This is a genomic window from Plantibacter sp. lyk4-40-MEA-4 (genome assembly GCF_030209415.1).
Taxonomy (GTDB): domain Bacteria; phylum Actinomycetota; class Actinomycetes; order Actinomycetales; family Microbacteriaceae; genus Plantibacter; species Plantibacter flavus_A.
In genome coordinates this window covers 1-25,778 of record NZ_JARVSA010000011.1, presented here as the reverse complement: position 1 = coordinate 25,778, position 25,778 = coordinate 1, and the positions used below count along the sequence as shown (strand labels likewise).

Genomic DNA, 25,778 nt, shown 5'->3' with positions numbered 1-25,778 from the left:
GCCTCCGAGGCCGGACATCCGAACCGACACCGACACCGTGGAGGACCCGTGGCAGGTGAGATCCAGCAGGGCATCGGCCGTGCGGCATCCGTGCTCGCCGTGCTCGGCGCATCGACCACCGGGCCGTTGCGGGCCTCCGACATCGCCCGTGCCACCGGTCTCGGCACCTCGACGACCGCACGCCTCCTCGGCACGCTCGAGGAGCTCGGATATGTGACGAAGGCGGCCGACAGCCCGTCCTACGCCATCGGGGCGACCATCCTGGCGCTGGCGAGCGAAGGGCTCAACCAGAACCCGGTGCACCGGGAGTCACGTGCTCCCGCTCAGGAGCTCGCGCAGCGGATCGGCCTCAGCGTCAACGTCGGCGTCCTCGACGGCTCGAGTCTCATCTACCTCTGCCACTTCGAGGGAGCCCTCGCACCGAAGTCGCACTCGATGATCGGGCTGCGCCAGCCACTGCACGCGTCCGCGCTCGGCAAGTGTCTGCTCCTCGACCTCGACGCGGACGGTCTCCGTGCGCTGCTCGGTGACGAGCCGCTCCCGCGCTACACGGCCAACACCATCACGGAGCACGCGGCCCTCGCCGCGGAGCTCGCGGCGGCGCGGGAACGCGGCGTCTGCATGGAGGACCAGGAGCTCGCGTTGGGTCGTCTCGGGATCGCGGCGCCGATCCGCGACGCGAACGCCAGAGTCGTGGCGGCGATCTCGATCTCGGGTCGGCTGAGCCTGATGCGCGAACGCGACCTCGACGTCCTCACCGAGGACCTCATCGAAGTGGCCGACCGCATCAGCGTCGGTCTCGGGCTCATCTCCGCGATCCCGTCCTCCTGATTCGTTCTCCCGCATCCGATCTCACGAACCGAAGGTGACCCGTGGCGCAATTCGACCTCCCCCTCGCCCAGCTCCAGCAGTACCGGCCCGACCGCGAGGAGGCGCCGGACTTCGACGCGTTCTGGGCGGACACCCTCGCCGAAGCCCACGCCCTCGCCCAGCCGACGGTGCGTGAACGATCCGACCCTGAGCTGACCGGTCTCGTCGTCGAGGACGTCACGTTCTCCGGATTCGGCGGCGACCCGATCAAAGGCTGGTTCATCCGGCCGGCGGGCGCGACCGAGCCCCTCCCGTGCATCGTGCACTACATCGGGTACAGCGGCGGTCGCGGGCTCGCCCACCAGTGGACGATGCACCCGTCCGCGGGCTACGCCGTGTTCGTCATGGACACCCGCGGCCAGGGGAGCGCGAACCTGCCGGGCGCGACGGCCGACCCGTTCGGAAGCGGTCCGCAGGTCGCCGGCAAGATGAGCGCCGGGCTCGACAGCCCCGAGACCTACTACTACCGTCGGGTCTTCACGGACGCGGCGCTCGCCGTCGACGCGGTGCGCAGCTTCCCGGAGGTCGACCCCGCCCGGGTCGTCGTCGCCGGTGGGAGCCAGGGCGGCGGCATCGCGCTCGCCGCGGCCGGGCTCTGCGAGGGACTCGCGGCGGCGCTCGTCGACGTCCCGTTCCTGTCGCACTTCCGTCGTGCCCTGCAGATCACCGACGCGAGCCCCTTCGCCGAGCTGAAGACGTACCTCATCAGCCGACGTGGTCACGAGGAGGAGGTGTTCCGGACGCTCTCGTACTTCGACGCGACGAACTTCGCCGCCCGCGCGACCGCCCCCGCACTGTTCTCCGTCGCGCTCTGCGATGCGGTGTGTCCGCCCTCGACGGTGTACGCGGCGTTCAACCACTACGCGGGCACGCAGAAGGACATCGCCGTCTACCCGTACAACGGGCACGAGGGTGGCGGGCCGGTGCAGCAGCAGGCGCAGCTGACCTTCCTCGCGGACCTCCTCGCCTGACGCGCCGTTCGCCCGAAGATGGGCGAGCGGGCGTGGGACGATGTGCACGTGACTGAGACCGGCGGTACCGACCCGACACTGACGACCAACCGTCGTCGGACGCGGGCCGGCATGATCGCGGCGATGGCGCTCGTGCTCTCGTTCGCGGCCGGAGCGACCGACGCCTTCGCGTTCCTCCAGCTCGGCGGCGTCTTCACCGCGAACATGACCGGCAACTTCGTGCTGGCCGGACTCACGAGCAGACCGGACTTCGGCGAGGTCCTGCTCGGGGCGACGGTCGCCGTGCTGCTGTTCTCCGTCGGGACGTTCCTGGCCTTCCGTTTCACGAGGCTCGTCGCCACCCCTGGGCGGCCTCCGGAGGCGCCGCAGCACCGGCTCGTCCTCGTCCTCGGCGGTGCGGTGGTCGCGCAGGCGTGCGTCCTCATCGGATGGATCGTGTCCTCCGACCTGCGCACGACGCCCGTGATCTGCGCCCTCATCGCGCTCTCCACGCTCGCGATGGCGGGGCAGACGGCCGTCGCGCGACGCATCGAGCGGTCGGGCGTGACGACCACCTTCGTGACCGGCACCCTCACGAGTCTCATGCAGAGCCTCGCCGATGGCGTCCACGACCACCACCTCATCCGCATCGGCGCGATCGTGCTGCTCGTGACGGGCGCCCTCTGCGGCTCGCTCCTCACCGGTGTGGACCCGGTGTTCGGTGCCGCGCTGCCCCTCCTCCCGTCGATCGTCGGGCTGGTCCTCCTCCGGCTCGCGCCGACGGTCTCCAACGCCTGATCCACCGAACTTCGAGCGCGTGTCCGAGACGCGCCGCCGTCAGTGGGTGAGCTGCGCCCGGATGACGATGGGGAAGTGGTCGCTCGCCTCCGAGGTGGGTTCCTGCTCGTCCACGAGGGCTTCGATCGGTTCCAGTCGGGTGTGCGGCGCGACGCTGCCTGAGCGGCCGAGCACCCAATCGATGCGTGCGTTCCCGGGACGCTGCGGACCGTAACCCTGGAACGTGCCGATGCTGTCGCTCTCCACCGGCGAGAGGTCGACGAACCCGGCGTCCGCCAGCGCGTCGTGCGCCGCCGATCCACGCTTGGTGTTGAAGTCGCCGGTGAGGAGGACGGGCACGTCCACGCCGGAGAAGCGGTCGGCGATCAGTTTCGCACTGCGCGTCCGGACGTCGTCGCCGTGCGGCGTACCTTCGTGGTCGAGGTGGGTGTTGGCGAAGACGAGCTCATCGCCGGTGCGGCGCTCGCGGAGCCTGACCCAGGTGACGAACCGCGCGTGCAGTGACGGCCAGGTGTTCGAGCCAGGCTCATCGGGGGTGTCCGACAGCCAGAACTCGCCGGCGTCGAGCTGCTCGAACCGAGAGCGGCGGAAGCACACCGGTCCGTACTCGCCGGCCGAACCGCCGTCACGGCCCTGCCCGAACCAGTCGTACTCGGCGAGGCCCGGGAGCAGGTCGTGCAGCTGATGCTCGCGGACCTCCTGCAGCCCGAGGAGGTCCGGAGCGTTGCGGGCGATGACCTGCGAGACGAGCGGTGCACGGTCCACCCACTCGTGACCGGGCTGGGCGACGGCGGTGCGGATGTTGTAGCTCATGACGGTCAGGACGTTCTGGGTCAGGATGGATTCGCTCACCCGGCCAGCGTAGGGGAGCCGGGTGACGGGGAGCTGTCCCCATGTCGCCGGGCGGTCCGTCTGCCTAGACTCGCCCCATGACCTTCGACCTCCGCGACGCCCAGGCCCGGATCCTCGCGCTCAACAGCGAAGAACTCCCCTTCATCTACGACCCGACACCCGACGGGATCGTCGCGCACTGGCGCTACGCCGACCAGCGCTGGCTCGGCTTCATCGGCGCCGGGATGTTCAGTGCCGAGTACGAGCTGCGGGTCGAGCTGCACCCCGAAGACGGGGAGTGGGAGTTCCACGAGCAGTCGTCCTCCTCGAAGACGACGCTCGGCGTCGGCGGTCTGTCGACGAAGCGCACCTGGCAGTCCGGCCCGCAGAAGTCCTTCTCCTTCGGGCGGAGCGTCGCGCCCATCTCGCAGTCCACCGACCGCGATGGCACGACGACCGGCCAGTTCATGGGTTACGAGTTCACGACCGACGAGGTCAAGCAGCCCGTGATCGACACCCTGACCGCCGCCGGCTGGAAGCCGCGCACGGGGTTCTTCGGCAAGCTGTTCGGAGGCTGATCAGCCGGCCCCGAGTCGCCCGGACCTGCACGGAGATCGCTGAATTCCGTGCAGATCCGGGCGACTCACGCACGCACCACGACCGCCGCTAGGCTTTCAGGAACCTCGCCGCCGAACGGACGGATGGACCTGTGCTCGTCACCATCACCTCGACCGCGCCGTCGGCCGCCGACCTGGGGCACCTCGTCCGCAAGCATCCCGCACGGGCGCAGAGCTTCGACCTCAGCGTCGGGCGCGCCCACGTGTTCTACCCGGAGGCGACCGACGAGCGGTGCACCGTGGCCCTGCTGCTCGAGGTCGACGCGATCGCGCTCGTCCGTCAGAAGCGCTTCGGCGGCGGTGACAGTGCGTCGCTCTCGCAGTACGTGAACGACCGACCGTACGCGTCGTCGTCGATGGTCGCCGTCGCGATCGGACAGGTGTTCCGCAGCGCCATGACCGGCCGCAGCGACTCCCACCCGGAGCTCGCCGCGGCAGTGCTCCCACTGACGATCACCGTCGCCGCGGTGCCGTCGCGAGGTCTGGAGCAGCTGGCGACCCGACTCTTCACCCCGCTCGGCTGGACCGTCGTCGAACGGGCGATCCCGCTCGACCCGACGGTCCCCGCGTGGGGCGACTCGCGATACGTCGACCTCGAGTTGACCGGGGATCTCCGCCTCGCGGACGCGCTCCGCCAGCTCTACGTCTTGCTGCCCGTGCTCGACGACGCCAAGCACTACTGGGTCTCCGACGACGAGGTCGGCAAGCTCCTCCGCGCCGGCGAGGGGTGGCTGGCCGATCACCCCGACCGGGACCTGATCACCAAGCGGTATCTCGCGCACCAGTCGCGGATGGTCACCGATGCGCAGTCGCAACTGGACCCGGAGGCGAGGACCGACGGGGACGACACGGCCACCGCGTCAGAGACGAAGCGTGCCCCGGCGCTCGCCGGCCTGCGCGCCGAGGCGGTCCTGCAGGCGCTCACCGACGTGCGGGCTCGGTCGGTCGCCGACGTCGGGTGCGGCGAGGGCGCCCTCCTCACTCGATTGCTGGCGGATCCTCTCGTCACCTCGGTGATCGGTACCGACGTCTCCGCGCGCGCGCTCGCATCCGCGTCGCAGCGGCTCGGGCTCCGCGACGCGAGCGACCGCACCCGTGAGCGTGTCCAGCTGCTGCAGTCCTCGGCGACCTACGCCGACACCCGGCTGCGCGGACTCGATGCGATCGTGCTGATGGAGGTCGTGGAGCACATCGACGCCGAGCGCCTCGATGCACTCGAGGCTTCGATCTTCGGCGCTGCGGCTCCCGAAGCCGTGATCGTCACGACGCCGAACCGCGAATACAACGCGTTGTATCCGTCGTTGCCGGCGGGCTCGTTCCGGCACCCGGACCACCGCTTCGAGTGGGACCGTCAGGAGTTCGCGACCTGGTGCACCACTGCGGCCGAGCGGTACGGCTACGGCGTCGAGCACCGCACGGTCGGCGACGTCGACCCGCAGCTCGGCTCGCCGACGCAGCTCGCCATCTTCCGGAAGGCCATCGCATGAGTGACCTCGAGCACACCCCCGCCGCCCTGCCGATCCCCGAACTGTCGCTCGTGGTCCTCATCGGCGTGAGCGGGTCCGGCAAGTCGACCTTCGCCGCCACGCACTTCGGCCGGTTCGAGACACTGTCGAGCGACTTCTTCCGCGGGCTCGTCTCCAACGACGAGAACAACCAGGCCGCCAGCGCCGACGCCTTCGCCGCACTCCGCGATGTCGCCGCACGCCGCCTCGACGCCGGGCTCCTGACGGTCATCGACGCGACCAACGTCCAGCCGGCCTCGCGCAAGTCGCTCATCGATCTGGCACGCAACCACGACGTCCTCCCCGTCGCCGTGGTGCTCGACGTCCCGGAGCGCGTCTGCATCGAGCGCAACGAGGCCCGCGAGGACCGCTCGTTCGGTGCCGCCGTCATCACCCGGCAGCAGGACCAACTGCGTCGGTCGATGCGGCACCTCAGCAAAGAGGGCTTCCGGAAGGTCCACGTGCTCTCCGGCGTCGAGGCGATCGCGCAGGCGTCGTTCGTGCGTGAGCCGCTGCTCAACGACCGCCGTCAGGAGCGCGGTCCCTTCGACGCGATCGGCGACGTGCACGGGTGCCGGAGCGAGCTCGAGACGCTGCTCACGAAGCTCGGGTACGTGATCGAGCGCGACGTGGAGGGTCGACCGATCGACGCCGCGCACCCCGAGGGCCGCCGCGCGATCTTCCTCGGCGACCTCGTCGACCGCGGGCCGGACACCCCTGGCGTGCTGCGGCTGGCGATGGGGATGGTCGGCGCGGGGCATGCCTTGGCGGTGCCCGGCAACCACGAGTCGAAGCTCGTCCGCGCGCTGCAGGGCAAACGGGTGCAGACCAGCCATGGGCTCGCCGAGTCGCTCGCCCAACTGGCCGAGGAGCCGGAGGAGTTCCGGGCCGAGGTCGAGCGGTTCTGCCGCGAGCTCGTCGCGCACCTCGTCCTCGACGACGGGAAGCTCGTCGTCGCGCACGCCGGCCTGATCGAGCAGTATCACGGACGCGCCTCCGGGCGGGTGCGGTCGTTCGCGCTGTACGGCGACACCACGGGGGAGACCGACGAGTACGGCCTGCCCGTGCGGCTGCCGTGGGCGGAGGACTACCGGGGTAAGGCGACCGTCCTCTACGGCCACGTGCCGACCCTCGACGCCGAGTGGGTCAACAACACAATGTGTCTCGACACCGGCTGCGTCTTCGGCGGCAAGTTGAGTGCCCTGCGGTGGCCGGAGCGCGAGGTCGTCGACGTCCCGGCCGAGCAGGTCTGGTACGAACCCGTCGTGCCGCTCGGCCGCCCGACCGGTCCCGCCGGCGAGCAGCGGGATCCCGGGCTGCTGCGCATCGACGACGTCCTCGGCAAGCAGGTCGTCGAGACGCGCGTCTCGGGCCGGGTCGGCATCCGCGAGGACGCCGCGGCCGGCGCACTCGAGGTCATGAGCCGGTTCGCGATCGACCCTCGGCGCCTGGTCTACCTGCCGCCGACGATGAGCCCGCCGAGCACCTCGCAGCGGAAGGACCTCCTGGAGCACCCCGCTGAGGCGTTCGAGGCGTATCGCCGGGAGGGGCTCGACCGGGTGGTCTGCGAGGAGAAGCACATGGGCTCGCGTGCCGTCGTACTGCTCACCCGTGATCCTGCACCCTTCGGCGCTCCCGCGGGGTGGCGCGGAACCGTCCACACCCGCACCGGTCGGCCGTTCTTCGACGATGCGACGACGCAGACGCTCCTCACCCGGCTCGACGCCGCGGTGGAGCGAGCCGGTCTCTGGGAGGAGCTCGACGCCTCCTGGATGCTCGTCGACAGCGAGCTGCTGCCGTGGTCGGTGAAGGCGGAGAGTTTGATCCGCGACCAGTACGCCTCGGTGGGAGCTGCCGCGACCGCAGCGCTCCCGGCGGCCGTCCGCGTGCTGGAGCAGGCGTCGTCGACCGGTGTCGACGTCTCGGACCTGCTCGAGCGGACGCGCCGTCGGGCCGAGGCCGCTGACGCCTACGTCGCGGCCTACCGTCCGTACACCGCGCCCTCGAACGGTCTGGAGGGCGTGCAGCTCGCGCCGTTCCAGCTCCTCGCCTCGACCGGTACGAGCCACCTGGGCCGCGACCACGACTGGCACCTCTCGGTGGCGGACCGCCTCGCGGACGCCGACCCGGAGCTCATCCGCCGGACCCGCTCGATCGAGGTCGACCTCACCTCGTCGGCGTCCGAGGACGCCGCGACCGCGTGGTGGGAGGAGCTGACCGGTGCGGGTGGTGAGGGCATGGTGGTGAAGCCCGTGGCAGGCCTCGTCCGCGGTGAGAAGGCGCTCGCGCAGCCCGGTATCAAGGTGCGGGGCCGTGAGTACCTGCGCATCATCTACGGTCCCGACTACACGGAGCCGCACAACCTCGAGCGCCTGCGCGATCGGGACATCGGCCACAAGCGGTCGATGGCGCTGCGTGAGTACGCGCTCGGTGTCGAGGCGGTCGAGCGGTTCGTCGCCGGTGAACCGACCTGGCGGGTGCACCAGGCCGTCTTCGGCGTGCTCGCCATGGAGTCCGAGCCGATCGACCCACGCCTCTAGCGTCGACCCCGGTCCCTGCGTTCCACCTTTCGGTCCCTGAGCTTGTCGAAGGGCGGGGGCAGGCCGTGTGCCCTTCGACAAGCTCAGGGACCGGGTTGCACCTCGGGGCCCGGGCTGCAGCTCCGCGGCCCCGGCGGGTCGTCAGCGGAGGACGGAACTCAGCAGGAGGCTCGTCTCGCTGTTGACGACGCCCTCGATGCGTCGGATCCCGCCGAGCACGCGGTCGAAGTCGGTCAGCGTCTCGGTGCGGAGTTCCGCGACGAGGTCCCACCCGCCGTTGGTGGTGTGGAGCGCGCTGATCTCCGGGAAGCCGCGGAGCTGGCGGATGACGTGATCGGTGGTGCGACCCTCGACCTCGATGAACGCGATCGCGCGGATGGTGCCGGGATCGAGTTCGTCACGCACCCGGACCGAGAACCCGACCACCGTGCCGGAGGAGATGAGCCGCTCCAGACGGCTGTTCACGGTCGCCCGGGCGACGTCGAGCGACCGGGCCAGGCTCGCGACCGACGCACGGCCGTCGGCTCGGAGCGCAGCCAACAGCCGTCGGTCCAGATCGTCCAGCGCAGCCATGCACATAATGTACAACCGAGTTACTTATATTGTGCATAACCTGTGCACAAATCGTGCATCTCGGGAATGGAAAGTGCAGATCGTCGAAACCTAGGCTCGAAGCAACCGCGAGTGGTCCGCTCCGGTCGGCTCCGAGCCCGAACTCGTCTGGAAGGGAACGTCATGACGCGTTTCGTCGATGTCCGCAACATGGTCCGCTGGACGGCAGACCGAGGTCCCGAGCGCATCATCGCCGGCATGATCGGCTACCTCGAGGCCGACTTCCGCCGCTGGCCGTCGTTCGACAAGAGCCCGCGGGTCGCGAGTCACACGCCGTTCGGCGTCATCGAGCTCATGCCGACGAGCGACCACGAGACGTACGCCTTCAAGTACGTGAACGGCCACCCCTCCAACCCCGCCCGGGGCTACCAGACGGTCACGGCGTTCGGCGTCCTCGCCGACGTGCACAACGGCTACCCCACCTTCCTCGCCGAGATGACGCTCCTCACGGCCCTCCGGACCGCCGCGACGTCGGGCATGGTCGCGAAGCACCTCGCCCGTCCCGACTCGAGCGTCCACGCGCTCATCGGCGCCGGTAGCCAAGCCGAGTTCCAGGCCCTCGGCATGCGTGCCGCCCTCGGGATCGACACGGTGCGGATCTGGGACGTCGACCCGCTCGCGATGGACAAGTTCGCGCGCAATTTGGAGCCGCTCGGATTCGAGGTCGTCATCGGGACGAGTGCCGCCGACGCCGTGGCGGGCGCGGACGTCGTCACGACCTGCACGGCCGACAAGGCGCTCGCGACCGTGCTCACGAACGACCTGGTCGAGCCTGGCATGCACTTGAACGCCATCGGTGGCGACTGCCCCGGCAAGACGGAGCTCGAGGCGTCGATCCTCGATCGCGCCGAGGTGTTCGTCGAATTCCCGCCGCAGACCCGCATCGAGGGCGAGATCCAGCAGATGGCTCCCGACTTCCCGGTGATCGAGTTCTGGCAGGTCCTCACGGGTGCCGTCCCCGGCCGCACCTCGCGGGAGCAGATCACGCTCTTCGACTCCGTCGGCTTCGCGATCGAGGACTTCACCGCGCTGCGCTTCCTCCGCGACTCCGTCGACGGCAGCGAGTACTTCGAGGAGATCGACCTCGTCGCCGCCCCCGACGACCCGAAGGACCTCTTCGGGCTCGTCGGTGCGCTCTCTCCCGTCGGCTGAGTCCCGCATGTCCGTCCAGGCGCCGTCGGCCGTGGTGCTCATCCGGCCGCACCGGTTCACGCCGAACCCGCTGACCGCGGCCGACAATGTCTTCCAGGTGGCGGAGGGCGTCCCGTCGGCGTCCGTGGCCGGGGTGGCTCACGCGGCGTTCGACGAGGTCACCGCCGTGGCGCAGGCCCTCGATGCCGCGGGCGTCCGCGTCCACCTGTTCGACGATGAGGACCCGGACCGCCCCGACAGCGTCTTCCCCAACAACTGGCTGTCCACCCATGCGGGCGGGCACCTGGCCGTCTACCCGATGTACGCGGTGAACCGCCGACGCGAGCGCCGGTGGGACATCGTCGAGATGCTGAAGCGCGAGTACCGCGTGCAGGACGTCATCGACTACTCGGGGCTGGAGCTCGACGACGTGTTCCTCGAGGGCACCGGTGCGATGGTGCTCGATCACGCAGCGCGAGTGGCGTTCGTCGCGCGATCCCACCGCGCCGACCCGATCGCCCTCGAGCGGTTCTGCACCAACTTCGGCTACGAGCCGCTCGTCTTCGACGCGGTCGACCCCCACGGGGTCCCGATCTACCACACCAACGTCATGATGGGCGTGGCGACCGAGTTCGCGCTCGTCGGTCTCGACCTGATCGCCTCGCCGGCGCGGCGCGATCAGGTGATCGAGCGGCTGACGGCTCACGGACGGACGATCGTCGATCTCGACTACGGACAGGTCTGCGACTTCGCCGGCAATGCGATCGAGTTGCGTTCGGCGACGGGGGAACGCCTCCTCGCGATCTCGAGTCGCGCCGTCCAGAGTCTGCGGTCGGAACAACTCGCGATCATCGAGCGCAGCTGCCGGATCCTGCCGCTGGACGTCCCGACGATCGAACTCGCCGGGGGTTCCGTCCGATGCATGATCGCCGGGATCCATCTGGACCGGCGGCCTGCGGCGACGGCGTCCGATGTGGCACCGACCGCCCAGCTCGCCCGGTCCTGATTCCACCGATCGGTGATCCGATTGACGCAAATCCATCCGTCAGACGCAGTGCCTGGGCCCGACAGGCCTCCGCCGATGGCTGATCGCGTGCGCATGGGCTAGATTGACGATCGATCAGCTGATCGACGCGGAATCCGGCCGACGTCCTCTCTGACCGAGCTGCAGGGAGTGGGCGATCATGCCGCTGTTGGAACATGAAGCCTCTCGACGCGGCCGACTCCGGGTGTTCGCCCGCGCACAGCTCCCGTTCGCGATAGCCTTCGGCATCGTCGCGATCCTCGTCGCGATCGTCCTGCCCGAGCGGTTCTTCACGGTCGCCGTCCTCTCGGGCACCGCTCTCGCGGCGATCAGCACCCTCCTGGCGGGATTCCTGCCCTGGGAACGCTGGCCGACGCACGCGATGGCCGTCATCGCGGTCCTCGACCTCCTCGCCGTCGCGAGCATCCGGCTCGAGCTCATCAGTGTGACTCCGGGCGCGAGCCTGCTCTGCATCTTCCCCGTCCTCTGGTTGGCGTTCGGGTTCACCCCGCGGATGATCATCCTGGCCGTGGCGGGGACCCTGTTCATCAGCAGTGCTCCCTACGTCCTCCGGGCTCGCACGCCGGAGACCGCCGTGGACTGGCTCAATGTCGCCCTGCTGCCCATGCTCACGATCGGTATCGCGGTCGCCGTGAACATCGGGGCCCGCCAACTGCGACGGAGCCGACAAGCCATCCAGGAGCAGGCCTCGCAGCTCGAACGCTCGCTCGCCAGGGCGCTCGACGCGGAGGCGCTCGCCGAATCGATCCTCGAGACGGTGGACGCGGGCGTGGCCTTCTACACGGCGGACGGCACCCTGGGCGTGGCGAACGCGCATGCCGCGGACATGGTCGCCGCCGTCGGGTTCCGGCTGGACACCCCGCCGTATGCCGGGGAACACGTGCTCCAAGCCGACCGCCGGACACCGATCCCGTTCGACGAGCAGATCATCCCCAGAGCGCTGCGGGGCGAGCTGCTGTCGAACCATCTCGAATGGGTGGGGGAGGCCGGGCAACAGCGTGCGATCCTCGCCAGCTCCACGCGGGTCATGCGCAACGGCGACACGCATCTGGGGACGGTCATCGTCGCACACGACGTCACCGAGCTCGCGAATGCGATCAACGTCCGTGAGGCGTTCCTCACGACGGTCTCGCACGAGTTGCGGACGCCGCTCACCTCCATCCACGGCTACCTCGAACTGATCATGGACGACGCCGAAGTCGACGCCCCCGGCCTGCTCCCGGCGCTGCGGGTGGTCCAGCGCAACGCGGTCGAGTTGGAGCGGCGGGTGCAGGAGCTGTTGACCGCGTCCGACTCGACGGTTCAGATCGCGCCGAGTCGTATCGACCTCACGGACGTAGCCACGCGTGCGATCGAGACGTCGACCGCGGGAATCTCGGGTCCGGCCGTCCGACTGCACGCCGACGCGGCGGCGGTCGTCTCCGCGGACCCCGAGCAGGTCCTCCGTGCGATCACCGAGCTCGTCGCCAACGCCGTGAAGTTCACGCCGGCCGATGGGACGGTCGACGTGGTCGTCGAGCCGGGCGACGGGCACGCCGAGGTGACCGTCAGCGACACGGGCGTCGGGATGAGCGCCGACGAACTCCGTCAGGCCTTCGACAAGTTCTACCGGGCCGAGTACGCGCGGGACCAGGCGGTGCAGGGCGTGGGACTCGGCCTGCCGGCAGCGCGGGCGATCGCCGAGGCCCATGGCGGCTCCGTGACCCTGCGGAGCACACCCGCGGTCGCACACGTCCCCGGTGGGACCGTCGCGACCCTCGTCCTGCCATCGGAGCCTGTCCGCACACCGTCACGATGACGCGAACGCTCGGCCAGCCCTAGTCTGCTGACGGTTCACCGAGGAGTGCCGACCGTGCCGCGTCGAGGCCGGTGACCTCGGCCGTCCAGTCGGGCCGAATGAACTCGTCGCGGTGCAGCCGGAGGCCCTGCGACTCGACGAGTTCGCCCGGTCGGCCGATGAAGCGTTGCAGACCGTTGTCCCGATAGCCGAGTCGACGCGAGACGCCGAGCGATGCGCCGTTCCAGACGGCGGCGTCCGACACGGCGACCTCCGCGGCGAGGTGGTCGAAGGCGAACTGGAGCATGCCGGCCCGCATCTCGATGCCGAGCCCCTTGCCCTGATGTGCCTGCGTCAACCAGGAACCGCTCCCGACCGTCCGCGTGACGGCGAAGTCGCGGGCGCCGACGTCCTGGAGACCGATCGGCGTCCCGTCCAGGAGGATCGCGAGATTGAGCGTCCAGGAGGAAGGAGTCACCGTTGCGCGCTGCGTCCAGAGGAACCGAGCCGTCTCGCGGATGAGTTGTTCGCGCGGCTGGTCGGTCCACGGTGTGGAGAACGGCATGACGGCGGGGTCGTGGACGCCGGCGAGGGCGGCCTCGATCAGTCCGGGGAGGTCCTCGTCGCGCACGAGGCGCAGGACGAGTCTCGGCGTGCGGATCTCCAGGCCGAACAGCGGCCAGACGTCGGTGAGGCTGAGCATCAGGCCACGGTATCGCCTCGGGCGGACGCCAGGTACCGGGAGGCGCTGTAGCCGGTCGAGGCCGCCCTGTCGAGCCGGGGGTGTGGAGGGCGGCTTCCGTGACACACTCGACGCGCCGCGGGATCGCGGCCCGGTTCGACGATGAGAAGGGCTCCACGATGAAGTACACGCACCTCGGCCGCACGGGGACGACGGTCTCCCGGATCGTGCTCGGCACGATGAACTTCGGCGATCGGACCAGCGAGGAGGACTCGTTCGCGATCATGGACCGGGCGTTCGACCTCGGCGTCAACTTCTTCGACACGGCGAACGCGTATGGCGGCAGCGCCGGTCGTGGCGCGACGGAGGAGATCATCGGCCGCTGGTTCGCAGCCCGCCCCGGCGTCCGTGACGACATCGTCCTGGCGACGAAGGTCCACTCGCCCATGGTCGCCCCGAACGATGACGGCTCGGATGTGGTGAACGCGCGTGGTGCGTCGGCTTGGCAGGTGCGTCGCGAGGCGATCGCGTCGCTCGAGCGACTGCAGACGGACCGGATCGACCTGTACCAGTTCCACCACATCGACCGTCACATCTCCTGGCAGGAGCTGTGGCAAGCCATGGAGGTGCTCGTCGCGCGCGGCGAGGTCGTCTACACGGGCAGCTCGAACTTCGCGGCGTGGAACATCGCGCAGGCGAACGAGGTCGCATCTCAGCGGCACTTCCTCGGTCTCGTCAGCGAGCAGTCGCTCTACAACCTCGCGCAGCGCTCGATCGAACTCGAGGTCATCCCCGCCGCGCAGCACTACGGGCTCGGCATCCTGCCGTGGTCGCCGCTGTCCGGTGGTCTGCTGAGCGGTGGTTCCTCCGACAAGCGCGCGCGGTCGGGCGAGTCCCGCATCACCGAGGCCCGTGCCAAGCAGCAGGAGCAACTCGACGCCTACGACCGCTTCGCGGCCGAGCGTGGCTGGACCTCGGCGTCGCTCGGTCTCGCGTGGCTTCTGCACCAGCCCGGCGTGACCGGCCCGATCATCGGACCGCGCACGATCGAGCAGCTGGAGTCCGCCGTCGCAGCAGTCGACATCGAGCTGAGCGCCGATGACCTCGCCTCTCTCGACGAGCTCTTCCCCGGTCCCGGTGGCCAGGCCCCGGAAGCCTACGCCTGGTAGGAACGTGCGACGCGGCCGACCGCCTCGCTGATGGCGGTCGGCCCGGTGTTCACTTCGAGGATCCGCCGGTTGATGGTCGGCTCGAGGACGAGTGCCTCGAGGACCGCGGCCACGTCCTCGCGTGTGATCTCGTCGTGGAGCTCGGCGGGCCCGAGGGCGACCGTCCCCCGGCCCGGGTCGTCGGTCAGCAGGGACGGGCGGAGGATGACCCAGTCGATCGGCTGACGGGTGAGGGCGACCTCCGCGCGTTTCTTGACGGCGAAGTAGTGTTCCTCGTCGTCGCTCAGCTGCCGCTCGCGCCAGGCCTCCGGCAGGACGGACAGCAAGATGAGGCGTTTTCCCGGTGATGCCATCACTGCATCCGACACGCGCTGGAGCGCCGCGTCGTCGATGTCGTTTGTCACACTTTGAGCTCCGGCGTTCGACCCCGCGGCGAAGACGATGACGTCCCAGTCCGAGATCATCGACGTGATCTCCTCTGTGGTGGCGACCCCGAGCTCGCCGGTCACGGTCGTCACTCCGTCGGCGTGGAGGGCGGGGTCCAGCAGCGACCTCGTGAGACCTGCGACGCTGGCGCCTCTGGCGCGGAGCCGGGTCGCCAGCATGCGACCGACCCTGCCCGTGATCCCGAAGATGAAGACGCGCGTTGAGGATGCGATCGAAGTCTCCTCTATCGAACCTTCGGTGGCGGCGATAGTGTCTCGTGGCATCATGGGTGATCCTCTCGATCTGTTACCTACCGATAGTAACTTACCGAAAGTAGATAGGATCGGGGGATGGAAACCACCGCGGACGACAGCCTGAGGTCGACGCCGAAACGCCGCCTCTCGTGGGATGCGCGCCACGCGCAGTTGCTCGATGCGTTCCGCGACCTGATCCGCACGCAGGACCTCGCGGATGTCACCCTGGCGCGCGTGGCCGCGCACGCCGGCGTGACGAAGCCCGTGGCCTACGACCACTTCGGCGATCTGTCGGGGCTGTTCTCCGAGGCCTACCGAGCCTTCGAGTCCCACCAGCGAGACGTCCTGCTCCGGGCCCTCGAGAGCGCCCCGCGGGACCTCGATGCTGTAGCCGACCTGGTCGCCGAGGCCTACATCGCGTGCTGGGTCGCTGAAGGGTTGGAGCTTGCGGCCGTGGTGGACGCCCTCCGCGGGTCGACGACCCTGAGCGCCCTGCGGTCGGAGGCGGAGCTGGCGTATCTCGAGATCTGTCGCGAGGCGCTGGAGCCTTGGACCGGACCCCTCGTGAGTGCATCGTTGGTAGCTGTCGTCGGTGCCGGGGACGCCCTCGCCCGAAGTGCCATGTCCGGGTCGCTCTCAACCGCCCAGGCCTCCTCGACACTCGCCGTGGTGGTTCGTGCCGTCGCGTCGGCGTCTGCCGTCCCCGATGCCACTCGAGACCGCAGGACCTGAGCGGCGGCTTCCTCAGCGCGGGGAGTCGGCGGGAGCGAGCGCGATGACGTGTTCGCCGACCCACCCCCGTTATGGTTGCTCCATGGCTCGCGCACCCTGGAATCGACCCGGCGAATCTCCACAGATACGACGGCTTCGCATCGTGATGTTCTGGACCGCCGTCGTCCTCGTCGTGGCATTCGTCGCCATCCTCGTGTACTTCGTCGTGCGATCGGCTGAAATCGCCGGTCTGTAAGGGCGGCCCGCGGGGATGGACGCTCACTGGCCCCCGGGCATGATGGCTTCGATGAGGCTGAAACTCGCGTCCACGGATGACTTCATCACGCTTCGTCGCCTGTTCGATGACCCTTCCTTCCACGGATGGGGCGGGCCGGGACGGCTTTCCGACGAACTCATCCGCGCCAAGTACCTAGGGGCGCGACTGCCCGACGTCGAGTGCTACCTCGTCCTCGTCGAGGAGCAGGCGGTCGGGCTCGTCCAGCTGCACGTGGACGGGGCTGACTGCGCTGGGATCGACCTCGTCTTGTCGCCCTCCGCGCGAGGTCAGGGGACCGGTCGACGGGTGGTCGATGCCATGGTGGCCCGCGCAAGGGAACGGAACATCGCTCGACTCACCGTCGACCCGGAGGTCGGGAACGAGCGCGGCGTCCGGTTCTGGCGAGCCGTCGGGTTCGAGCCGCGTCAGACGGTCACCGACCACGCTGGACGAGCGCCCTATGTCCTGATGTCCCGCAGCACCGAGGCGGCAGCGATCGGCTGCTGCAGTTCCGTGACCCAGTCGGACTGATCCTCCGACACCGCCCGAACGTAGAGCTCGCGGCACGGCCCCGCCGGCACGAAGCCCCGGGCGATGATCTCGGCGTGGATCGACTGCCAGCTCTCAGCGATCCGGTCCATCGATCCGAGATGGATGCCGCAGATCGCCAGGTGCTCTGCCGGCAGCTCGACGACCTCGAAGCCTTCGCGGGGCGCGCCGTTGTAGGCGTAGCCGACGACGACTTCCGTGCCGTCCTCGCTCGCGCTGTACTGCGCGATCGGCGTGGTCAGCGAACCGCTCTCGTCTCCGATGATGGACGCGACCGCGTCGAACGAGGGTCCGACGAAGTCCGCGATGTCCGGCTGGGAGGGGACGATGCCACGGCGGGCGGCCAGGCGAACGGCGGGCAGGGGTTTCTCGATGATCTCGATCTCTGACATGTGATGCTCTCTTTCGATGAGGTGGAGCCGCCGTTCCACATCGACGAGTCGTGCGGCCGCGACGCGCTGCTCGCGTTCGACCTCGGCTCGACGCGCCTGCAACAACCGGGCGATGCGCGTGGCATCCACCCCTTGGTCGAGGATCAGGGCGACGTCCTCGAGACCGAAGCCGAGATGGCGAAGCGCCACGATCCGATGCAGTCGTTCCAACTGCGAAGGATCATACGAGCGGTAGCCGCTGGACTCGTCCACATGGGCAGGCACGAGCAGACCTGCGGTGTCCCAATGCCGGAGCATCCGATGGGTCACCTGGCCGATCTGCGCGAACGCTCCGATGGACAACATGTCTCAGTTCTCCCTCCTCACACGGTGTCAGAGTCAAGCATCTCGATCACCCCACCGTGAGCACGCGGTGGGGAATCCACCCCTTGCGACCGTCGGCGTTCCGACACCAGGACCAGCCGCTTTCCGGATCATCCTCGACGACGTCGACGGTGTCGCCGGTGACTGCGGGCAGCTCGGTGGTGTCGTATCCGGCGCGGACGACACCCACCGACCCGTCGACGTCGAGATGGCGGGCGGGCACCCAACCCGTTCCGTGTGATGCCGTCACGAACACGAACGCGGGCCACTCTGTGTCCCGGTCCCCGACCTGAACGACGTCTCCGGGCCTCACCGTCAACGGCGGGCGCTCGGGAATCTCATGATCAGCAATCAAGACGCATCGCACAGCGTCAATCCTCTCAGTGCGGTCCTTCGCCGCCGGGATACACGCCATGGAGCCACCGCCGGATGCGGCCTCGCGCACGAGCTCGGAGCGTCGGCGGAGGAGGGCTCCTAGTTTCCGCTGATGACGCTCACCGCTTGGAGGCCGACCACGATGGCGTTGATCGGTACGGCGATGATGAGCACGACGACTGCGCCGATGACGGCGACGATCGAGTGACGAGGGGTCCGCTTGTGGACCCTCGCCTGCAGGATGAGCGTGACGATCGGCGGAGCGATCGCGATCGCGGCGCCGAGGATGAAGCCACCGAGCATGCCGCCACCGCTCAGCCGGTCCTCGGGCGGCCCGAACTCGCCCTGCAGGGCGAACGAGAGTTGGACGAACCAGCTCACGATCAGCAGCGCGAACAGGAGCAGCGTGATGCCGATCCCGGCCGCTCGCCCGCTGACCGGGCCCTCCAGCTCCGCGGACTCGGCACCCGGATCCGGATGCGTCGGCGGTTGGACCGATTGGCGCAGGCCACCATCCGTGTTCGGTTCGTCGGTCACCGTGTGTCCTTCATCGATCGATCGGATGCCGGCGAATTGTCGTGGTCTTCCGGTCTTTTCGGCAGGCGGGCGGCATGGATCACGATCACGACGCCCGCCACGAACTGCACCAGCGCCACGATGACGGAGAACCAGTCGCCGGGTGAGCCGGACCAGTCCGTCAACTTGAGGACGACTTGCATGAGCCCGAGCGCAGCCAGAATCCATCCACAGACGAGCTGGAGCGTCCGGTTCCGAGTATTTCGAGCTTCCGCCATGGATGGAGCCTAGACGGGACCGCGGGTTCCGTCCTGATTCACGCCGTGAGCGCCGCCCGCACCTGTGCGGCGAGCAGCGGGACCGTCTCCTCCTGGAACCAGGGGTTCTTGCTGCGCCAGCCGCGCGCGAGCGGCGACGGGTGCACGATCGGGAAGAAGGGCAGGTGGGTCTCCGCGGCACGGACGTTCTCCGTCAGGGTGCGACCGGCCCGCGGTCCGAGGTAGGCGCGCTGGGCGTAGGCGCCGATGAGGATCGTCAAGCGCACCTCCGTCAGCCGCTCGAGCAGGGGCGGATGCCAGCGCGGTGCGAAGTCCCGGCGAGGCGGCAGGTCGCCGCTCGTCCCCTTGCCCGGGAAGTAGAAGTCCATCGGGATGATCGCGACGTTCGCCGGGTCGTAGAACTCCTCGGGCGTCACACCCATCCATGAGCGGAGGAGGACGCCGCTCGGGTCGTTCCACGGGATGCCCGACTCCTGCGCCAGGCGACCAGGCGCTTGACTGATGATGAGGACCCGTGCCTCGGGGGAGGCGACGAAGAGCGGTTCCCAGCCGAGTTCGCGGGCCCAGGCGTTCGACTCGTGCGCGGCGACCTCGGCTCGAAGTCGATCGATCGGATGCATCCCTGCAGTCTCCCACCCGCCGCCCAATACAGTGAGGGGATGGACGACGACCAGCGGCGACGGCGACTCATCCCCGAGCCGGTGGACCGGTTCGCGACCGGCGAGGAGTACCCCGAGTACCGGGTCGACCTCGAGCGCATCCGGTTCTCCCCGTACTTCGCGCGGTTGTCCGCCGTGACGCAGGTCGTCTCGCCCTCCGGTGTCGGCCAGGTCGTCCACAACCGGCTCACGCACTCGATCAAGGTGACCGCGGTCGCCCGCGCCATCGCCATGCAGCTCACCACGACCGATCCCGAGCAGAACGCCATCGTCGAGCGGCTCGGCGGTTGCGACCCGGTCGTCGTGCAGGCAGCGGCCTCAGCTCACGACCTCGGCCACCCGCCGTTCGGCCACCTCGGCGAGCAGGTCCTCGACCGCCTGGCCCGAGAGCGACTCGGCCTCGCGGAAGGCTTCGAGGGCAACGCGCAGTCGTTCCGCATCCTCTCCGCGCTCGACGTGTGCGAGACGGTGAAGGAGGGCCTCAACCTCACGGCGGCCTCCCGCGCCGCCGTGCTCAAGTACCCCTGGGGCCGCACCATCCACCGTCCCGACCTCGACCCCACCGACCCGACGAGGATGCCGCGCGGGTCCACCGCCAGCCGCTGGGAGACCGCGCCGCCGAAGTTCTCCGCGTACACCCTCGATCTCGACGACATGCTCGACGCCCGCAGTGCGTTCACCGCGATCGCCCCCTGGCAGCAGACCGTCGAGTGCTCCGTGATGGACGTCGCCGACGACATCGCCTACTCCCTGCACGACCTCGACGACTTCTACCGGGCCGGCGTCCTGCAGCAGGCGGCGGTGGCGGTCGAGTTCCGCACCTTCCTCCGCGACCAGCACACCCTCGCCGCGCTCGACGCCGAGGAACTCTGGAACCGCGCACCCGGCCACTCGCTCGAACTGTTGCGCCGGCGGATCGTCTCGCGCGACCCGTGGATCGCCAGCGACGAGCACTTCCGGGCGTCGGTCCAGCGGGTCGCGACCGAGCTCGTCGAAGGACTCCTCGCGGTCCCCTTCGACGGTTCCAGCCGCACCGAGCGCGCCATCGAATCCTTCGTGTCGTCCTGGATCGGCCGCCTCCAGCGTTCCGTCCTCGTCGTGGAGGAGCCGAACGTGCGATCCGGTCATGTGTCACTCCTGCCCGAGGCGTGGCACGACGTCACCGTGTTGAAGTTCGTCCACACCCGGTTCGTCATCGACCGGCCGGACTTCGCCACCTATCAGCGCGGCCAGTCGCGGGTGCTCGACGTGCTCGTCACCGAACTGGACAACTGGCTCGATGACCCGCGCGACGGCCCGCGCGCGCCGCAGAAACTGCTCGACTTCGTCGAACTCGCCACGGACGGCTACTTCCGCCTGCGGGCGGACAACCCCGACTGGCTTCCGGCCGACCCCGAGTCCGACGACGGTCGTCCGCAGAGCGACCCGCGCGCACTGGGGCGCCTCGGTCGGGCGCGCGGCATCCTCGACTACGTCGCCTCGCTGACGGACGAACAGGCGACGGCGCTCGCGGCCAGACTGCGCGGCGATCGCGAAGCCTGGGCCTTCGGGAGCTGATCCACACCGTCGTTGAGGACCTCGACGACGGGTGTCGGCGCATTTCGGATAGTTCTGAGCGCCGAAATGCTAGACCGTCTAGCGTTATTCCTGGCGCCGGGAATCTCCTCGGACCACGACTGAACGGATGGCGCGACCATGGGCAACCTCCTCTACGGAACCCCTCCGACCCCGCACGAGATCGAAGACCGACTGCTCGCTCACCTGCAGACGGTCATCTTCACGAAGTTCCGCCGCAACGAGAGCTTCGCGTTCCACCTCGATGCCGTGCCCGGCCGCGGTACCGGACGCCAGTCGCTCTGGCTGAACCCGATGATCCCCCTCCAGTTCTCGTTCTACGGCAGCCGTGCCCCTGAACTCAACCGGGAATGGCTGGCCGCGCTCCTCGAGCAGGCCAACAGTGCCAAGGGCATGCGAGTCGTTCCGGAGCCCGCTGCAAGCGGCGTCAAGCGCGTCGAGTCGGCGGCCTAGGTCCGAGGGTCCGCTCCGGCGGATCGATCAACGTCACGACGAGCTCCGGCCGTCGGGCATCTGCGAAACACCAGTTGGGGGTGGGACCGTGACGACCTGGTCTTCCAGTGCGCCCGACTTCCTCGCCCTCGATGACGCGCGCACCACGGGCCGGCTGCTCGACCGGACCGACATCGTCTTCGAGACCTCGCACGTCAGCGCCGAGGTGGGTGGCGGCCTGTCGCTCAGCCGCTCGGCCATCGCCCTGGACGTCGACGGGGAGACCGTCCGTATCCTCACCCGGAACGTCGTCGCGTGGTCGCTTCGCGCCGAGGGCGGCCTCATCGTCGTCACCGTCTGGTCCGAGCGGCCGACCGCTGTCCACGAGACGACGGTGCTGCCGCGGTTCGCCAACATCACGTCGTCGGCGATGACCGACGTCCTGGGTGTGGAACACGGCTTCCTGCAAGGGACCGCCTGACATCGAGTGGACTGCTCCACGTCCGGACGCCCCGTCAAGGGTGACAGTTCCGGATCGTCGTGAGATTCTATGAACGATGAGCGAACACACGGGGCCCGCCGAGCGGTCCGAGGTCGCAGGTCGCGACGTCGACGAGGCCCGCGACCTGTTCGCCGGTGCCTACAACGCCGGCTCGATGGTCATCGAGCCCACGGAATCCGAGTTCACCTTCCGATACACCGCCATCGGTGACGAGGAACTGACCCTGCGCGGCACCCAGTTCGACGGCCACGTCACGGGCACGGTCCTGACGCAGGGCGAGTACATCGTCTCGTGGTTGACCGGCGGCAGTGGCGCCACCGATCTCGCCGGTGATCCGGTTCGACTCGTGCACGGGCAGCCGGCGATGTTCGCGAACAATCGCCTCGCCGAGTTCGAATTCGCGGACTACCGGCAGAACCTCATGCACTTTGACGGGACGTTCCTCGAGCGCGTGGCCGGCGAGGTGGAGGGCACGAGCGGCCCGATCCTCTTCGACACGACGGCCCGCCCGTCCGGAGAACAGCTCCGTCGATGGGCCGCCTCGGTGACGTCCGTCGCCCGGGTCATCTATGACGACGCGAGTCCAGTGCTCCTGCGGTCCGAGGCGAACCGCGCGGCAGCGGTCGCGCTCTTGGAGACCTTTCCGCACACGGCGCTCCATGCGCCGGTCGAGATCGGGGTACCGAGGGCCGGGAAGACCCGTGCGGCCGTCGAGTTCATGATCGCCAACGCGCATCTGCCGATCCGAACGGAGGACGTGGCCGAAGCGGTCGGCATGAGCCAGCGCAGTCTCCAGAGTGCCTTCCGCAAGGAGCACGACATCACCGCGATCGACTACCTCAGGCGCGTCCGGCTCGATCGGGTGCAGGAGGAACTTCGTCAGGCCGACCCGGGGCTGACCACGGTCGCAGAGATCGCCAAGCGATGGGGCTTCGCCCATCTCGGGCGCTTCTCCGCTTCCTACACCAACCGCTTCGGCGAGTACCCGAGCACGACGCTCGGCTCATAGCCGTCGAGACCGGTCGGGTCAGAACTCGCCGAACTCGTCGTATTCGTCGAGACCGGAGAGACTCTCCGTCTCGAGCGTCGGGACGATCTCCAACGCCCGGTTCGCGAAGGACTCCACGCTGACGTGCAGGCCGGGGCTGACGAGGACGTCGAGGTTCCGGTCGGAGGCGAGCGGGACGCGGACGAAGCGACCGCCGACCTGGACGGCGGACTCGATCTCGGACATGAGCGCAGGGATGTCGACACCCGGTTCGATGTCGTAGGTGGCACGCCCGATGGCGATGCTGTACTGCATGACCATCACCTCCGAGCTCGGGTTGTTGATGCCAGCGTAGGGAACGGTCCTGAGGATGACGGTGGGTTGACCAAGGCGGCGACTCATGCAGGGGGTGTCGCCTCAGTCCTCCTCCCGGGTGGTGAAACTGCGCAGCACGGATGCGACGAATGCGAGCTCCGCGTCACCCGTGGCGACGCTGTTCATGAACGCCTCCGCTGCATCCACGTCGAAACCGTGGCTGAGCCGGATGCCGTTCACGCCGAGGAACACCCACGCAGACGCCCAAGCCGTGCGCTTGTTTCCGTCGACGAAAGCATGATTGCGAGCGATGGAGTGCAGTAGGGCTGCCGCTTTCAGGAAGATGTCCGGGTAGGCGTCGAGTCCGAAAACGGTGCTCTGCGGCCGGGCGACCGCAGCGTCGAGAAGTCCGAAATCACGGACGGCAGGCTGGTGGCCGAGCGCGGCGGCGCTGGCCGTGAGGACATCCTCGCGGTCAAGGAAGTACGCGGTCACGCGAGGCGCGCATTGAGCTCGGCGGAGGTCGCTGCGACCTCCTGCGCGAGTTGGGCGATCATCCGCTTCCGGTCGTTCGCCGCAGCCAATGCGGCATCGTGGACGAACACTTTCAGGGAGGTCTCCGTGCCTGAGGCGGATGCGCGGAGCTGCTCGAGTTCCGCGTCGGTGAAGGTCACGTTGAGTGCCGGCATGGATCGATGATAGCTCGTCGGTACCTGAACAGGTACCTGCTACCGTGCGCGGTCGACGCGGGTCTCCTCCCAGACGGGCTCGTCGGAGGCCTGCACCCGGCCGTCGGAGCCGAACACGAGGAAGCGGTCGAAGCCGCGCGCGAACCAACGGTCGTGGGTGACCGCGATCACGGTGCCCTCGAAACCCGCCAGGCCCTGCTCGAGCGCCTCCGCCGAGACGAGGTCGAGGTTGTCGGTCGGCTCGTCGAGCAGCAGCAGCGTGGCACCGGAGAGTTCGAGCAGGAGGATCTGCAGGCGTGCCTGCTGTCCACCGGAGAGCGACTCGAACGACTGCTCGGCCGCACCCGCCAGCCCGTAGCGGTCGAGCACGCGGCTGGCGGCCTCGCGGGGGAGACCCGATCGGTGCTCGTCGCCGCGATGCAGGATGTCGAGCAAGGTCCGGCCGACGAGTTCCGGGTGCCGGTGCGACTGTGCGAACCACCCCGGCTGCACGCGCGCGCCGAGCTTGGCGTCGCCGTCGTGCTCGACGGGGACGAGCGCGTCGCCCGCTGCGGCGAGATGCCCAGCGCCCGGATCGGGATCCGTCCCACCACCGGCGAGCAGCCGGAGGAAGTGCGACTTGCCAGAACCGTTCGAACCGAGGACGCCGATGCGCTCGCCGAACCAGATCTCCGCGTCGAACGGCTGCATGAGGCCGGTCAGTTCCAGCCCGGTGCAGACGATCGCGCGACGGCCCGTGCGTGCGCCGCGGAGGCGCATCGTGACCTGCTGGTCCTTCGGCCGCTCCTCAGGCGGACCGGCCTCCTCGAACTTGGCGAGTCGGGTCTGCGCGGCGCGGTAGCGGGAGGCCATGGAGTCGTTGAACTTGGCCTGCTCGCGCAGACGAAGCACGAGTGCGCGCAGCTTCACGCGGTCCTCGTCCCAGCGCCGGCGGAGTTCGTCGAGTCGGTCGAGGCGGGCGTCGCGGGCCTCGTGGTAGCTGCGGAAGCTGGAGCCGTGGGTCCACGTCGTGCTGCCGGCCGCACCGACCTCGAGGGTGATGATGCGGGTCGCCGCCTGTGCCAGGAGCTCGCGGTCGTGCGAGACGAGGAGGACCGTCTTCCGGGTCTCGGCGAGCATCCCCTCGAGCCAGCGCTTCGTCGGGACGTCGAGGGAGTTGTCGGGCTCGTCGAGGAGGAGGACCTGCTCGGGGCCGCGGAACAGGGCCTCCAGGACGAGCCGCTTCTGCTCGCCGCCGGACAGGGTTCCGAGCGTCCGCCACTGCGCGCGATCGAAGGGCACCCCGAGTGCCGCCTCGCAGCAGCTGTCCCAGAGCACCTCCTGGTCGTACCCGCCGGCGTCGGCGTACTCGGCGAGCGTCGTCGCGTAGGCCATCTGCGTCGCCTCGACGTCGTCCTCCATGAGGGCCAGCTCGGCGCGGTCGACCGCCTCGGCCGCCGCACGGACCCGCGGAGGTGCGACCTGGACGAGGAGGTCACGGACCGTCCGGTCGTCGTCGCCGCGACCGACGAACTGGTCCATCACGCCGAGGCCGCCGTCGATGGAGACGACCCCGGAGTCGGGCTGGAGTTCGCCGCGGATGATCCGCAGGAGCGTCGTCTTGCCGGCGCCGTTCGCTCCGATGAGCGCGGCGATCGCCCCTTCGCCGACGCGGAACGAGACCTCGTCCAGCAGGGTCCGTCCGTCGCTCAGCGTGTAGCTGAGGTCACTGACGTCGATGTAGCCCATGGTGCGCACTCCCCAGGGAGCCCATCGCTCCCGAACGGGCCCGCGCTGGTTCGCGCCGGGCCGCCCACCGCCTGGCGAGCCGACCAGTCTAGCGGCGTCGATCCGGACGCGCGCAACGCGCGCTCACCGAGTGCACCCGTTCCGCTCACTGAGCGCACCCCCTCCCGGTCACTGAGTGCACCCCCTTCCGGTCACTGAGTGCACCCCCTTCCGGTCACTGAG

General features: G+C 69.2%; 29 protein-coding genes. 16 read left to right on the top strand and 13 right to left on the bottom strand.

Features of this window, described 5'->3' with window-relative positions; genetic code table 11:
- The first annotated feature begins 48 nt into the window (after positions 1 to 48).
- From QRN44_RS17135 to QRN44_RS17125, 3 genes are read left to right on the top strand one after another with little or no spacing between them, the layout of a single operon-like run.
- On the top strand, positions 49 to 831 hold the full coding sequence (locus QRN44_RS17135; RefSeq protein ID WP_121292858.1) for an IclR family transcriptional regulator: 783 nt from the start codon (positions 49 to 51) through the stop codon (positions 829 to 831).
- A gap of 41 nt (positions 832 to 872) precedes the next feature.
- A complete protein-coding gene (locus QRN44_RS17130) occupies positions 873 to 1,841 on the top strand; it encodes an acetylxylan esterase (RefSeq protein ID WP_071261950.1) in 969 nt (322 codons plus the stop codon).
- Positions 1,842 to 1,889: 48 nt separating this feature from the next.
- On the top strand, positions 1,890 to 2,618 hold the full coding sequence (locus QRN44_RS17125) for a YoaK family protein (protein WP_175116627.1): 729 nt from the start codon (positions 1,890 to 1,892) through the stop codon (positions 2,616 to 2,618).
- 39 nt (positions 2,619 to 2,657) lie between these two features.
- On the opposite strand, the gene QRN44_RS17120 is transcribed toward QRN44_RS17125, so the two are convergent.
- Positions 2,658 to 3,470 (bottom strand): endonuclease/exonuclease/phosphatase family protein, encoded by an 813-nt coding sequence (locus QRN44_RS17120; protein ID WP_285039742.1) that lies wholly within the window; start codon positions 3,468 to 3,470, stop codon positions 2,658 to 2,660.
- A 77-nt stretch (positions 3,471 to 3,547) separates the two neighbouring features.
- Between QRN44_RS17120 and QRN44_RS17115 the strand changes: the two genes are divergently transcribed.
- The 3 genes from QRN44_RS17115 to QRN44_RS17105 all read left to right on the top strand — a co-directional run bounded on the left by QRN44_RS17115 (position 3,548) and on the right by QRN44_RS17105 (position 8,111).
- Complete coding sequence (locus QRN44_RS17115; RefSeq protein WP_285039740.1) at positions 3,548 to 4,027, top strand: hypothetical protein; 480 nt, start codon at positions 3,548 to 3,550, stop codon at positions 4,025 to 4,027.
- A gap of 131 nt (positions 4,028 to 4,158) precedes the next feature.
- Entirely contained in the window at positions 4,159 to 5,553 is a 1,395-nt protein-coding gene (locus QRN44_RS17110) for a 3' terminal RNA ribose 2'-O-methyltransferase Hen1 (RefSeq protein ID WP_285039738.1), read from the top strand.
- A complete protein-coding gene (locus QRN44_RS17105) occupies positions 5,550 to 8,111 on the top strand; it encodes a polynucleotide kinase-phosphatase (RefSeq protein ID WP_285039736.1) in 2,562 nt (853 codons plus the stop codon). The genes QRN44_RS17110 and QRN44_RS17105 overlap by 4 nt, the downstream gene beginning before the upstream one ends.
- A 141-nt stretch (positions 8,112 to 8,252) precedes the next feature.
- Here QRN44_RS17105 and QRN44_RS17100 read toward each other — a convergent pair whose 3' ends face one another.
- Positions 8,253 to 8,684 (bottom strand): Lrp/AsnC family transcriptional regulator, encoded by a 432-nt coding sequence (locus QRN44_RS17100; protein ID WP_064293981.1) that lies wholly within the window; start codon positions 8,682 to 8,684, stop codon positions 8,253 to 8,255.
- 162 nt (positions 8,685 to 8,846) lie between these two features.
- Here QRN44_RS17100 and ocd point away from each other — a divergent pair, with 162 nt between their 5' ends.
- The 3 genes from ocd (at position 8,847) to QRN44_RS17085 (ending at position 12,697) form a co-directional block, all read left to right on the top strand.
- Entirely contained in the window at positions 8,847 to 9,875 is a 1,029-nt protein-coding gene (gene ocd, locus QRN44_RS17095) for an ornithine cyclodeaminase (protein WP_285039734.1), read from the top strand.
- A 7-nt stretch (positions 9,876 to 9,882) separates the two neighbouring features.
- Positions 9,883 to 10,860: a citrulline utilization hydrolase CtlX gene (gene ctlX / locus QRN44_RS17090; RefSeq protein WP_175116632.1), complete on the top strand. Its 978-nt coding sequence runs from the start codon at positions 9,883 to 9,885 to the stop codon at positions 10,858 to 10,860.
- Positions 10,861 to 11,047: 187 nt separating this feature from the next.
- Entirely contained in the window at positions 11,048 to 12,697 is a 1,650-nt protein-coding gene (locus QRN44_RS17085) for a sensor histidine kinase (RefSeq protein WP_175116633.1), read from the top strand.
- A gap of 19 nt (positions 12,698 to 12,716) precedes the next feature.
- Here the strand turns inward: QRN44_RS17085 and QRN44_RS17080 are convergent, their stop codons facing one another.
- Positions 12,717 to 13,379 (bottom strand): GNAT family N-acetyltransferase, encoded by a 663-nt coding sequence (locus tag QRN44_RS17080; protein ID WP_121292874.1) that lies wholly within the window; start codon positions 13,377 to 13,379, stop codon positions 12,717 to 12,719.
- Between the two features lie 158 nt (positions 13,380 to 13,537).
- Between QRN44_RS17080 and QRN44_RS17075 the strand changes: the two genes are divergently transcribed.
- Positions 13,538 to 14,527, top strand: coding sequence for an aldo/keto reductase (locus QRN44_RS17075; protein ID WP_175117156.1), 990 nt, complete (start codon positions 13,538 to 13,540; stop codon positions 14,525 to 14,527).
- Here the strand turns inward: QRN44_RS17075 and QRN44_RS17070 are convergent.
- Positions 14,515 to 15,237 (bottom strand): NAD(P)H-binding protein, encoded by a 723-nt coding sequence (locus tag QRN44_RS17070; RefSeq protein WP_285039730.1) that lies wholly within the window; start codon positions 15,235 to 15,237, stop codon positions 14,515 to 14,517. The two genes, QRN44_RS17075 and QRN44_RS17070, sit on opposite strands and share 13 nt — an antisense overlap.
- Positions 15,238 to 15,303: 66 nt before the next feature.
- Here QRN44_RS17070 and QRN44_RS17065 point away from each other — a divergent pair, with 66 nt between their 5' ends.
- Complete coding sequence (locus QRN44_RS17065) at positions 15,304 to 15,939, top strand: TetR/AcrR family transcriptional regulator (RefSeq protein WP_285039728.1); 636 nt, start codon at positions 15,304 to 15,306, stop codon at positions 15,937 to 15,939.
- 286 nt (positions 15,940 to 16,225) lie between these two features.
- Entirely contained in the window at positions 16,226 to 16,726 is a 501-nt protein-coding gene (locus QRN44_RS17060) for a GNAT family N-acetyltransferase (RefSeq protein ID WP_285039727.1), read from the top strand.
- On the opposite strand, the gene QRN44_RS17055 is transcribed toward QRN44_RS17060, so the two are convergent.
- Genes QRN44_RS17055 through QRN44_RS17035 form a run of 5 tightly spaced genes read right to left on the bottom strand, consistent with a single transcriptional unit; the run spans position 16,654 to position 19,288 of the window.
- On the bottom strand, positions 16,654 to 17,481 hold the full coding sequence (locus QRN44_RS17055; RefSeq protein ID WP_175116636.1) for a MerR family transcriptional regulator: 828 nt from the start codon (positions 17,479 to 17,481) through the stop codon (positions 16,654 to 16,656). The two genes, QRN44_RS17060 and QRN44_RS17055, sit on opposite strands and share 73 nt — an antisense overlap.
- A gap of 46 nt (positions 17,482 to 17,527) precedes the next feature.
- The gene (locus QRN44_RS17050; protein ID WP_285039724.1) at positions 17,528 to 17,944 is read right to left on the bottom strand and encodes an SH3 domain-containing protein; all 417 of its coding nucleotides are present in this window, start codon (positions 17,942 to 17,944) and stop codon (positions 17,528 to 17,530) included.
- A gap of 29 nt (positions 17,945 to 17,973) precedes the next feature.
- The gene (locus tag QRN44_RS17045; RefSeq protein WP_285039722.1) at positions 17,974 to 18,411 is read right to left on the bottom strand and encodes a hypothetical protein; all 438 of its coding nucleotides are present in this window, start codon (positions 18,409 to 18,411) and stop codon (positions 17,974 to 17,976) included.
- On the bottom strand, positions 18,408 to 18,668 hold the full coding sequence (locus QRN44_RS17040) for a hypothetical protein (protein WP_147427164.1): 261 nt from the start codon (positions 18,666 to 18,668) through the stop codon (positions 18,408 to 18,410). The genes QRN44_RS17045 and QRN44_RS17040 overlap by 4 nt, the downstream gene beginning before the upstream one ends.
- 38 nt (positions 18,669 to 18,706) lie before the next feature.
- Entirely contained in the window at positions 18,707 to 19,288 is a 582-nt protein-coding gene (locus QRN44_RS17035) for a uracil-DNA glycosylase family protein (RefSeq protein ID WP_079000456.1), read from the bottom strand.
- Positions 19,289 to 19,327: 39 nt separating this feature from the next.
- On the opposite strand from QRN44_RS17035, the gene QRN44_RS17030 reads away from it, so the two are divergent.
- The 4 genes from QRN44_RS17030 to QRN44_RS17015 all read left to right on the top strand — a co-directional run bounded on the left by QRN44_RS17030 (position 19,328) and on the right by QRN44_RS17015 (position 22,845).
- A complete protein-coding gene (locus tag QRN44_RS17030) occupies positions 19,328 to 20,884 on the top strand; it encodes a deoxyguanosinetriphosphate triphosphohydrolase family protein (RefSeq protein ID WP_285039719.1) in 1,557 nt (518 codons plus the stop codon).
- Between the two features lie 138 nt (positions 20,885 to 21,022).
- The gene (locus QRN44_RS17025) at positions 21,023 to 21,355 is read left to right on the top strand and encodes a DUF7882 family protein (protein WP_064293971.1); all 333 of its coding nucleotides are present in this window, start codon (positions 21,023 to 21,025) and stop codon (positions 21,353 to 21,355) included.
- An 88-nt stretch (positions 21,356 to 21,443) separates the two neighbouring features.
- Positions 21,444 to 21,815 carry a hypothetical protein gene (locus tag QRN44_RS17020; protein WP_285039717.1) on the top strand — a complete coding sequence of 124 codons (372 nt, stop codon included), beginning with the start codon at positions 21,444 to 21,446 and terminating at the stop codon, positions 21,813 to 21,815.
- 76 nt (positions 21,816 to 21,891) lie between these two features.
- Positions 21,892 to 22,845, top strand: a complete 954-nt coding sequence (locus QRN44_RS17015) for a helix-turn-helix transcriptional regulator (protein ID WP_285039715.1) — start codon at positions 21,892 to 21,894, stop codon at positions 22,843 to 22,845.
- Positions 22,846 to 22,863: 18 nt separating this feature from the next.
- On the opposite strand, the gene QRN44_RS17010 is transcribed toward QRN44_RS17015, so the two are convergent.
- The 4 genes from QRN44_RS17010 to QRN44_RS16995 all read right to left on the bottom strand — a co-directional run bounded on the left by QRN44_RS17010 (position 22,864) and on the right by QRN44_RS16995 (position 25,556).
- Entirely contained in the window at positions 22,864 to 23,139 is a 276-nt protein-coding gene (locus tag QRN44_RS17010) for a hypothetical protein (protein WP_139205466.1), read from the bottom strand.
- Positions 23,140 to 23,241: 102 nt separating this feature from the next.
- Positions 23,242 to 23,634: a type II toxin-antitoxin system death-on-curing family toxin gene (locus tag QRN44_RS17005; RefSeq protein ID WP_285039712.1), complete on the bottom strand. Its 393-nt coding sequence runs from the start codon at positions 23,632 to 23,634 to the stop codon at positions 23,242 to 23,244.
- The gene (locus tag QRN44_RS17000; RefSeq protein ID WP_071261931.1) at positions 23,631 to 23,828 is read right to left on the bottom strand and encodes an antitoxin Phd; all 198 of its coding nucleotides are present in this window, start codon (positions 23,826 to 23,828) and stop codon (positions 23,631 to 23,633) included. The genes QRN44_RS17005 and QRN44_RS17000 overlap by 4 nt, the downstream gene beginning before the upstream one ends.
- 39 nt (positions 23,829 to 23,867) lie before the next feature.
- Positions 23,868 to 25,556, bottom strand: coding sequence for an ABC-F family ATP-binding cassette domain-containing protein (locus QRN44_RS16995; protein WP_285039711.1), 1,689 nt, complete (start codon positions 25,554 to 25,556; stop codon positions 23,868 to 23,870).
- Positions 25,557 to 25,778 lie beyond the last annotated feature (222 nt).

Excerpts from the sequence above, each read along its gene's own strand:
- QRN44_RS17055 (WP_175116636.1), bottom strand. The coding sequence starts at position 17,481 with ATGTTGTCCATCGGAGCGTTCGCGCAGATCGGCCAGGTGACCCATCGG.
- ocd (WP_285039734.1), top strand. The coding sequence starts at position 8,847 with ATGACGCGTTTCGTCGATGTCCGCAACATGGTCCGCTGGACGGCAGAC.
- QRN44_RS17100 (WP_064293981.1), bottom strand. The coding sequence starts at position 8,684 with ATGGCTGCGCTGGACGATCTGGACCGACGGCTGTTGGCTGCGCTCCGA.
- QRN44_RS17015 (WP_285039715.1), top strand. The coding sequence starts at position 21,892 with ATGAGCGAACACACGGGGCCCGCCGAGCGGTCCGAGGTCGCAGGTCGC.
- QRN44_RS17010 (WP_139205466.1), bottom strand. The coding sequence starts at position 23,139 with ATGCAGTACAGCATCGCCATCGGGCGTGCCACCTACGACATCGAACCG.
- QRN44_RS17030 (WP_285039719.1), top strand. The coding sequence starts at position 19,328 with ATGGACGACGACCAGCGGCGACGGCGACTCATCCCCGAGCCGGTGGAC.
- QRN44_RS17060 (WP_285039727.1), top strand. The coding sequence starts at position 16,226 with ATGAGGCTGAAACTCGCGTCCACGGATGACTTCATCACGCTTCGTCGC.
- QRN44_RS17000 (WP_071261931.1), bottom strand. The coding sequence starts at position 23,828 with ATGCCGGCACTCAACGTGACCTTCACCGACGCGGAACTCGAGCAGCTC.
- QRN44_RS17070 (WP_285039730.1), bottom strand. The coding sequence starts at position 15,237 with ATGCCACGAGACACTATCGCCGCCACCGAAGGTTCGATAGAGGAGACT.
- QRN44_RS17075 (WP_175117156.1), top strand. The coding sequence starts at position 13,538 with ATGAAGTACACGCACCTCGGCCGCACGGGGACGACGGTCTCCCGGATC.
- QRN44_RS17025 (WP_064293971.1), top strand. The coding sequence starts at position 21,023 with ATGGGCAACCTCCTCTACGGAACCCCTCCGACCCCGCACGAGATCGAA.
- QRN44_RS17080 (WP_121292874.1), bottom strand. The coding sequence starts at position 13,379 with ATGCTCAGCCTCACCGACGTCTGGCCGCTGTTCGGCCTGGAGATCCGC.
- QRN44_RS17115 (WP_285039740.1), top strand. The coding sequence starts at position 3,548 with ATGACCTTCGACCTCCGCGACGCCCAGGCCCGGATCCTCGCGCTCAAC.
- QRN44_RS17035 (WP_079000456.1), bottom strand. The coding sequence starts at position 19,288 with ATGCATCCGATCGATCGACTTCGAGCCGAGGTCGCCGCGCACGAGTCG.
- QRN44_RS16995 (WP_285039711.1), bottom strand. The coding sequence starts at position 25,556 with ATGGGCTACATCGACGTCAGTGACCTCAGCTACACGCTGAGCGACGGA.
- ctlX (WP_175116632.1), top strand. The coding sequence starts at position 9,883 with ATGTCCGTCCAGGCGCCGTCGGCCGTGGTGCTCATCCGGCCGCACCGG.
- QRN44_RS17065 (WP_285039728.1), top strand. The coding sequence starts at position 15,304 with ATGGAAACCACCGCGGACGACAGCCTGAGGTCGACGCCGAAACGCCGC.
- QRN44_RS17040 (WP_147427164.1), bottom strand. The coding sequence starts at position 18,668 with ATGGCGGAAGCTCGAAATACTCGGAACCGGACGCTCCAGCTCGTCTGT.
- QRN44_RS17105 (WP_285039736.1), top strand. The coding sequence starts at position 5,550 with ATGAGTGACCTCGAGCACACCCCCGCCGCCCTGCCGATCCCCGAACTG.